Genomic DNA, 7125 nt, shown 5'->3' with positions numbered 1-7125 from the left:
ACGACCAAACGACGCCAGGTAACCCACGTCAACCTCGTTTGGAAGAAATCCGTCAATTGTTGAAGGACCAATTCTAAACGGCACATAATCTAAATAATGACAAAACGCCCCAGGTCCGCAGCCATGAACCTGGGGCGTTTTAATGTACGAGGTTTATTGTTTGCGACCATGAAACGCCCCCAGCTATACTTAACTTAATACACAACGTTAACAAGCTGAAAGGAGGGGCGTTTTGAAAAATTGGCGTGTCGTCGGATTGACGGCACTATCCTTAGTACTTGGGGGTGGCGCTTTGGCCAGTTCGAGTGGATTGGTGTCGGAGTTCGCCTCAGAAAAGAAAAAAACGGAAGTTAAAATTCGCTATGTCGATATTCGTACAAATAAAGCGATTCAACCACAGACAGAAAAACTAGTGCCAATTGGGGCACATGAGCTGTTTAAACCAGTCGCCGCGACAGGCTACCAAATGCCCAAGGCGATTGAAAAAACAGTCGGGCAAAAGACGGTTATCACGTTTAAATATTTGCCGGAAACATACACGATCAAGGTGCGGTATCTTGATGATATTACTGGTAGTGAGGTTAAAGTACGAGAGTATCGTTCAACGTATGGTGCTAAATTGATTTTGCCGACTTATCAACAACAGGGGTACCACCAAAACCCGGGTGATACGATTACGGTGAAGGGCTCTGAGACCATCACCTATCGCTTGCATCGCGCTGAAACATCGACGGCAATGAGTAGTCAGTCTTCAGTTGCTTCACAAGTGAGTGAATCGGCTGCGCAATCGGTGGCGTCATCAGTTACAAGTGCAACGCCGGCATCGGTATCCGCAAGTAGCGCGAGTCAGGCGACTACGCCAGTCACTGTCACGAATGGGCCTAATCAATTGTTGGCCGATGCGACATTGGCAAAATTGCAGCCTTATGCATTGGCGGCCTTGAACGATTATCGCGCGCGGTATGGCGTAGCGCCGGCGCAAACATCCGAAATGGCGTTGAATTTGGCGAAGCAGGAGAGCCGCTGGGCGTTACGTGAGCCAGAAGCGTTTGCGGCTAATCCGCACGCCAATTTTAACAACCTGTTTGGCACGATGCCGGTTGAAGATTTAGGTAATGGGCAAGTGCGCTACTACAGTCATGGCAGTGAAGAAACTAATGGTGATGGTTCGACAATTCAGCATATTGCGGCCGTGAATTATGGTGGCACTGCTGATCAGAAGGATACGTTGTCGTTTGGGAGTGTTGCGGGCACGACATCAGACGTCTGGCACGTAACCGATTTGACGAGTGAGGCACAATTACAGGCGTTGGCCCAAGATGCAATTTTGCAATTTGGTGATGATGGGCAAGCAGCCGGTTATGATGGCACTTCATCGTATCAACAAGGTGCGTCACATAAAATGGGCTTGCTAACACCCGGTAATGTGGATGTGGGTGTGGCAATCTATGCAAATTCAGATGGCACGTTACGAACATATGTCGAGGTGTTGACGGCAGAAACGGTTAATCGATAAATAAAATCGGAAGTATAATCCTGAATTTGAGGCTTTTAGCTCGTTTTTCGAAGTATACTTCTGAATTTAAGGTATAATAGATGTCAGATTGAATATGTGATACTGACGGGGGGATACCATGGCTTATATTGAACGAAATACTTATCTTGACCGACTGTGGCGTAATAAGGATATGGATACAATCAAGGTTATTTCAGGCGTGCGCCGAAGTGGTAAGTCCACGTTGTTAAAAATGTTTGAGGAGCGGTTGCTTTCGGAAGGTGTTTCAGAGGATCGGATTCAAGTATTTAATTTTGAAAATCCAGACTTTGACCAATATCGTGATTCGAAGTTATTGTACGAAAAGATAAAATCACGCCTGGTACCTGGCGTTCAAAATTACATTATTTTAGATGAAATTCAGTTAGTTCAGGAATTTGAGCGAGCTGTTGATGGCTTATACATTCTTGATAACACAGACATTTATATAACAGGATCAAATGCTTATTTCATGTCTGGTGAATTGGCAACGTATTTAACGGGTCGTTATTTTGAGGTTAAATTATATCCATTATCGTTTAAAGAGTTTATGTCTGTTCAAAACGGTGATGTCTCTATTGAAGAGGGGTTCAATAAGTATTTGCAAGGCACCTTGCCGTTTTTTATTAGGTATGAAGATGTAAACGACGCGGCGATTTACTTGGAAGATGTCCTTAACACCATCCTGCTAAAAGATGTTGTGCAACGTTTGGAGATTCGCGATGTTGATACACTAAATCGTATTATGAAGGTATTGATGAGCTCGGTCGGTAGTGTTGTATCGATTGCCAAGATTACGAATACGCTGAAAAGTGACGGGAATAAAATTTCTGATAAAACGGTAGAACGGTATGTTCAAGGGATTGTCGATAGTTTATTAATATATCGCGCACCTCGCTTCGATGATTTGGGACGTAAATATTTGAAATCGCGGGATAAGTTTTATCTTGTTGATCCAGGGATGCGTCGAATTATGATTAGTAATCGGCCTGGTGATTTAGGGCACACGTTGGAAAACGTGATTTATTTAGAATTGTTACGCCGTGACTATACTGTTTTCGTGGGTGAATTAGCTGATCGAACAGAAGTGGATTTTGTTGCAGTTGATAAACAAGGCGGCAGACAATACATCCAAGTTAGTTTGTCTACGTTGGATGAAACTACCTTGGCTAGGGAGTTGCACCCGCTTGAAAAAATTAATGACAATTACCCTAAGTTATTATTAACGTTAGATACGATTGAACGAACGGCCTCATATAATGGTATTCAAAAGATGAATGCATTAGATTGGTTACTAGACTAAATGAAAAGAGACACAGTGCATTTGCTTGATAGCATGCACTGTGTCTCTTTTGGTTTAAAGCGTGAAATCGTCGGTCATTTCCAATTTAATTGGGGCGTGATCTTGACGGGCGCCGGTGTCGACAACGCTGAAGGTTGCCAATTGGTCGTTCAATCGGTTTGACGCCAGGTAGTAGTCAATGCGCCAACCAGAATTGTTAATCTTTGAGGTCTTTGAAATCTGAGCCCACCAGGTATAAACACCGGTTTGGTCAGGATTTAGGTAACGGAAGGTATCGGTGAAGCCGGCATCAAGTAGCAAACCGAACTTCTCACGTTCTTCGTCTGTGAAGCCGGCACTCTTGTGGTTGGTCTTGGGATTCTTCAAGTCGATTTCTTGGTGGGCGACGTTAAAGTCACCTGAGAAGATAACTGGCTTCTTAGCATCCAAGTCAGCGATGTAGGCACGATAGGCGTCATCCCAAGCTTGCCGGTCGGTTAGTCGATCCAAATTGCTACCTGAATTTGGTGTATAAACCGTTGAAACATACGTGTTTTCGAATTCAAGGGTGATGATACGTCCTTCAATGTCCATTTCATCGGGGGCACCGATAACTGGCATCTCAACGGCAAGTGGTTCGACCTTTGACAGCATCATCGTACCTGAGTAGCCAGAGCGACCGGTACTCATCCGTAGGTAGCGGTGATAACCTGGGAAAAGTTCATCGAGCGCGGTCGCTTGTTTCTTGGTTAAGCCAGTTGCTTTTAACTTAGTTTCTTGAATAGCCAAGACGTCGGGTTGTTCAGCGGCGATGTCTTGCAGTACCTGCCAAGTCATCTCGCCACGGGCTGATTTATGCTCAACAGCAGCATTTACACTATCAATGTTCCATGAAATGAATTTCATTGCGGTCACCGGTCCTTTTATCTGATAAATCTATTGTATCGTGAAAGTGGCACCGACGCGTACTGACATGCAAAAAGAAATGTGACAAATGTGTTGCAGAACAATACTATACGTTATAGAATATTGAAAATAGAAATGGGATAACTTGTAGGAGAATTACAATGGCTAAGTCAGAGAAATTTAATTGGGTAAAGTGGGTGAGTGCAGTTGTCATCTTCCCACTGATGGTATTCGGTCCAATCGGGGGCTGGATGCTAAAGTTGACAGGAAATGCGCAATCAACGACTGGATTGGCAACGTGGTCCGCTACAATTGCGGCCTTGGTGCCAGCAACCATCTTGTTGTTAGTGTCAATTTTCTACTGGTCGGACGGCGTTTTGCGTCGGGACTGGCAGATTTGACGTCAGCACTGGGTTAAGAATGTCATGTGGGCATTGCTAGCCGGCATTATTATGATGGGTGTGCTAGTGCCATTGACGAAGGCGTTGACCGGTTTCTTGGATACGGGTGACTTTGCGATTAAGTACAGTGGCGCGAGTGCGTTGTCATTTAGTGACGTTGCGCCAACGTTCTTATCAGCAATCATTGGTTTGTTTGCACCGTTTTATGAGGAAATTGTTTTCCACCATGCCATTACGGAGCCATTCCGTAACAAGGCAAAGTGGGTATACGTGTTGATTTCGATTTTTGCTAACATCATGTTTGGTGTGGTGCACATTCACAATGTGAACGGTCACTGGAGTTCATTGATCATGTACATTGTGATGGGTGTTTGGTTGCAACTGGTTTACATCTGGGGTGGCCGCAACATCTGGCAAAATATCATGACGCACATGGTATACAACGGCAGTATCTCGTTGTTGACGATCTTTAGTGTCGTTGTGATGTTACTATTTGGTAAATAAGTAGAATGAAATAACCCCCGCGGCAGTGGTGTCGCGGGGGTTATTTGTTTGGGCGAGTTTAATGGCAAAAATAAAAGCACGTAAGCCGAAACTTACGTGCTTTTACAAGTGATAGCCCAACAGGGAATCGAACCCTGGATTCCGCGCTGAGAACGCGACGTCTTAACCACTTGACCATTGGGCCATGATGATATCAATAGCATTGAGCTGAAATAGCCCAACAGGGAATCGAACCCTGGATTCCGCGCTGAGAACGCGACGTCTTAACCACTTGACCATTGGGCCATGAATATCATCTGTTGCTTAACAACAATACATAACTATACAGATATCAATGGACAAAGTCAACACTTTTTCCTAACAAAATTCAATTAAATGCCCTGCCTTGAAAAATGCGGTCCTTGTTACATAAATGGTACAATAATAGGTATTAGTAAGGGGATGCGCGGACTGCTAGATGATCGGCATTTAGTAGCCTGCAGCTAGACTAACAATCGTCTAACAAACCGAAAAGAGGTTCAATTAATGTCATTTAATATGTACTTGGTACGTCACGGTGAAACGTACTTCAATAAATATCAACGGATGCAAGGCTGGGGAAACGCCCCTTTGACGGATAAAGGTATTTCCGACGGCTTTGCGGCTGGTGAGCGACTCAGCAACGTCCGGTTTGATGCCGCGTACTCATCAGACCTACAACGAGCTATTCACACCGCTGAATTTATTCTAGGCCGCAACACGCAAAGTGGTGATTTGAAGACGCCGGAACAATTGCAACAATTCCGCGAGCAATTTTTCGGTTTCTTCGAGGGATTGCCAAGTGCGCAAAGCGCTGAGCAAATCGCGGGTATTATTGGACTAGAGAACATCGAATCATACGGTGACTTGATGGCGCAATTAACGCAAGATGAGGTCATGGATGCTTTCAAGGAAGCCGATCCAACGCATGATGCTGAAGATGCAGCGACATTCTGGGCACGAGCTGATAAGGGATTGGATATTTTGCGTCGTAACGTGCGCGATGGTCAAAACGTTTTGGTTGTGGCGCACGGTACGTTGATCCGTAACTTGGTTTATAAGTACGATTCTCATGAAACAGCAAAGACAAAGCCGTTGAACGGTTCAATTTCAGTCTGGGAAGTTTCAGATGATGATATGAAGTTGAAGGCGTACAACGACACGACAACGAATTGGTAAAAGAAAAATGGCTATGATAGAAAATGAGTTACATCCAGTCCGCAAGGTTATTCTTGCTGGTTTGGATCGCCAAAATGCTGAGTTTGATTATGAAATGATTGAGTTGGCTAATTTGGCGGAAGCAAATTATATGGAAGTTGTGGGTACGGTGACGCAGAAGCTTGAGCGTCCAAATGCAGCCACATACTTTGGTAAGGGTAAAGTTGAAGAGCTGAAGGAAGCGGTTGAATATTACGAAGCCGATATGGTGGTGACAAATGATGAATTGTCACCTTCACAGATTCGTAATTTGGAATCAGGTACTGGGGCGGGCATTATGGACCGCACGGCTTTGATTCTGGATATCTTCGCCTCACGTGCTAAGACGAAGGTCGCTAAGTTACAAGTTGCGATTGCGCAGTTACAATACCAGTTGCCACGTTTGCGTACGTCGATGAATGTCCGTTTGGATCAGCAAACTGGTGGTGGCGGTGGTAGCTTTACCAGCCGTGGTGCCGGTGAAACGAAGCTTGAGACCAACCGTCGTCACATTGAACACCAAATTTCACTCTTACGTCAGGAATTGAAGGATGTGGAAGCTGACGATCAAACTCGTCGCGCCCGTCGTGAGAAGGAAAGTATCAAGAACGTGGCCTTGGTTGGTTATACCAACGCCGGTAAGTCAACGATTATGAACGGTTTGGTGCGGCGCTACGGTGAGAACCAAGATAAGACGGTCTTCCAAGCAGATATGTTGTTTGCCACGTTGGAGACGTCAGTGCGTAAGCTGAACTTGCCAGATAATCAAAACTTCTTGTTGTCAGATACGGTTGGGTTCGTGTCAAAGTTGCCGCACGGCTTGGTGGCAGCGTTCCGCGCCACGTTGGCGGAAGCTGCACAAGCTGATTTACTACTCCAAGTGGTTGACTATGCAGATGAAAACTACAAGGAAATGATGTCAACGACGGCCAAGACGTTGAAGGAAATCGGTGTTGGTGATATTCCAATGATTACGATTTACAACAAGGCTGACAAGATTGAAGGCATGTCATTCCCAGATCGTGATGGGGATACTTTGACGTTGTCAGCACAAGATGATGCGTCATTGGATATGCTGATTGATGTCATTCGGCAACACATCTATTCAGATCACGTCCAAACGAAGGTGTTGATTCCATTCGAACAAGGACAATTGGTCAGCGAATTGAATGAACAAGCATCAGTGCACAGTATTGATTATGTGGAAGCGGGTACGATGATGGATGTCACGCTAACGCCAGTGCAAGCGGCCCGATTTGCGGCCTATGTCGTAGATTAAGGGA

7 protein-coding genes and 2 tRNA genes are annotated in these 7125 nt (G+C 45.1%); 6 read left to right on the top strand and 3 right to left on the bottom strand.

What is annotated here, in order from left to right; translation table 11 throughout:
• Nucleotides 1-232: 232 nt before the first annotated feature.
• On the top strand, nucleotides 233-1516 hold the full coding sequence (locus ACJ28U_RS08095) for a hypothetical protein (RefSeq protein ID WP_407618925.1): 1284 nt from the start codon (nucleotides 233-235) through the stop codon (nucleotides 1514-1516).
• Between the two features lie 118 nt (nucleotides 1517-1634).
• Entirely contained in the window at nucleotides 1635-2837 is a 1203-nt protein-coding gene (locus ACJ28U_RS08090) for an ATP-binding protein (protein ID WP_407618924.1), read from the top strand.
• Nucleotides 2838-2891: 54 nt separating this feature from the next.
• Here ACJ28U_RS08090 and ACJ28U_RS08085 read toward each other — a convergent pair whose 3' ends face one another.
• Entirely contained in the window at nucleotides 2892-3722 is an 831-nt protein-coding gene (locus ACJ28U_RS08085) for an exodeoxyribonuclease III (RefSeq protein WP_407618923.1), read from the bottom strand.
• 161 nt (nucleotides 3723-3883) lie between these two features.
• Here ACJ28U_RS08085 and ACJ28U_RS08080 point away from each other — a divergent pair, with 161 nt between their 5' ends.
• Both ACJ28U_RS08080 and ACJ28U_RS08075 read left to right on the top strand, forming a co-directional pair.
• The gene (locus ACJ28U_RS08080) at nucleotides 3884-4123 is read left to right on the top strand and encodes a hypothetical protein (RefSeq protein WP_407618922.1); all 240 of its coding nucleotides are present in this window, start codon (nucleotides 3884-3886) and stop codon (nucleotides 4121-4123) included.
• A 24-nt stretch (nucleotides 4124-4147) separates the two neighbouring features.
• The gene (locus ACJ28U_RS08075) at nucleotides 4148-4627 is read left to right on the top strand and encodes a CPBP family intramembrane glutamic endopeptidase (protein WP_407618921.1); all 480 of its coding nucleotides are present in this window, start codon (nucleotides 4148-4150) and stop codon (nucleotides 4625-4627) included.
• 112 nt (nucleotides 4628-4739) lie between these two features.
• Here the strand turns inward: ACJ28U_RS08075 and ACJ28U_RS08070 are convergent.
• Both ACJ28U_RS08070 and ACJ28U_RS08065 read right to left on the bottom strand, forming a co-directional pair.
• Nucleotides 4740-4811, bottom strand: a tRNA-Glu gene (locus ACJ28U_RS08070).
• A 29-nt stretch (nucleotides 4812-4840) separates the two neighbouring features.
• Nucleotides 4841-4912: transfer RNA gene (locus ACJ28U_RS08065), tRNA-Glu, on the bottom strand.
• A gap of 240 nt (nucleotides 4913-5152) precedes the next feature.
• Here ACJ28U_RS08065 and ACJ28U_RS08060 point away from each other — a divergent pair.
• Nucleotides 5153-5824, top strand: coding sequence for a histidine phosphatase family protein (locus ACJ28U_RS08060; RefSeq protein ID WP_010369609.1), 672 nt, complete (start codon nucleotides 5153-5155; stop codon nucleotides 5822-5824).
• A 13-nt stretch (nucleotides 5825-5837) separates the two neighbouring features.
• Nucleotides 5838-7121 carry a GTPase HflX gene (gene hflX, locus ACJ28U_RS08055; protein ID WP_099088575.1) on the top strand — a complete coding sequence of 428 codons (1284 nt, stop codon included), beginning with the start codon at nucleotides 5838-5840 and terminating at the stop codon, nucleotides 7119-7121.
• Nucleotides 7122-7125: the final 4 nt, after the last annotated feature.

Origin of the sequence: Weissella sp. MSCH1 (assembly GCF_045799135.1) — a bacterium.
Classification (GTDB): Bacteria; Bacillota; Bacilli; order Lactobacillales; family Lactobacillaceae; genus Weissella.
This window is presented reverse-complemented; position numbering and strand designations above follow the sequence as displayed.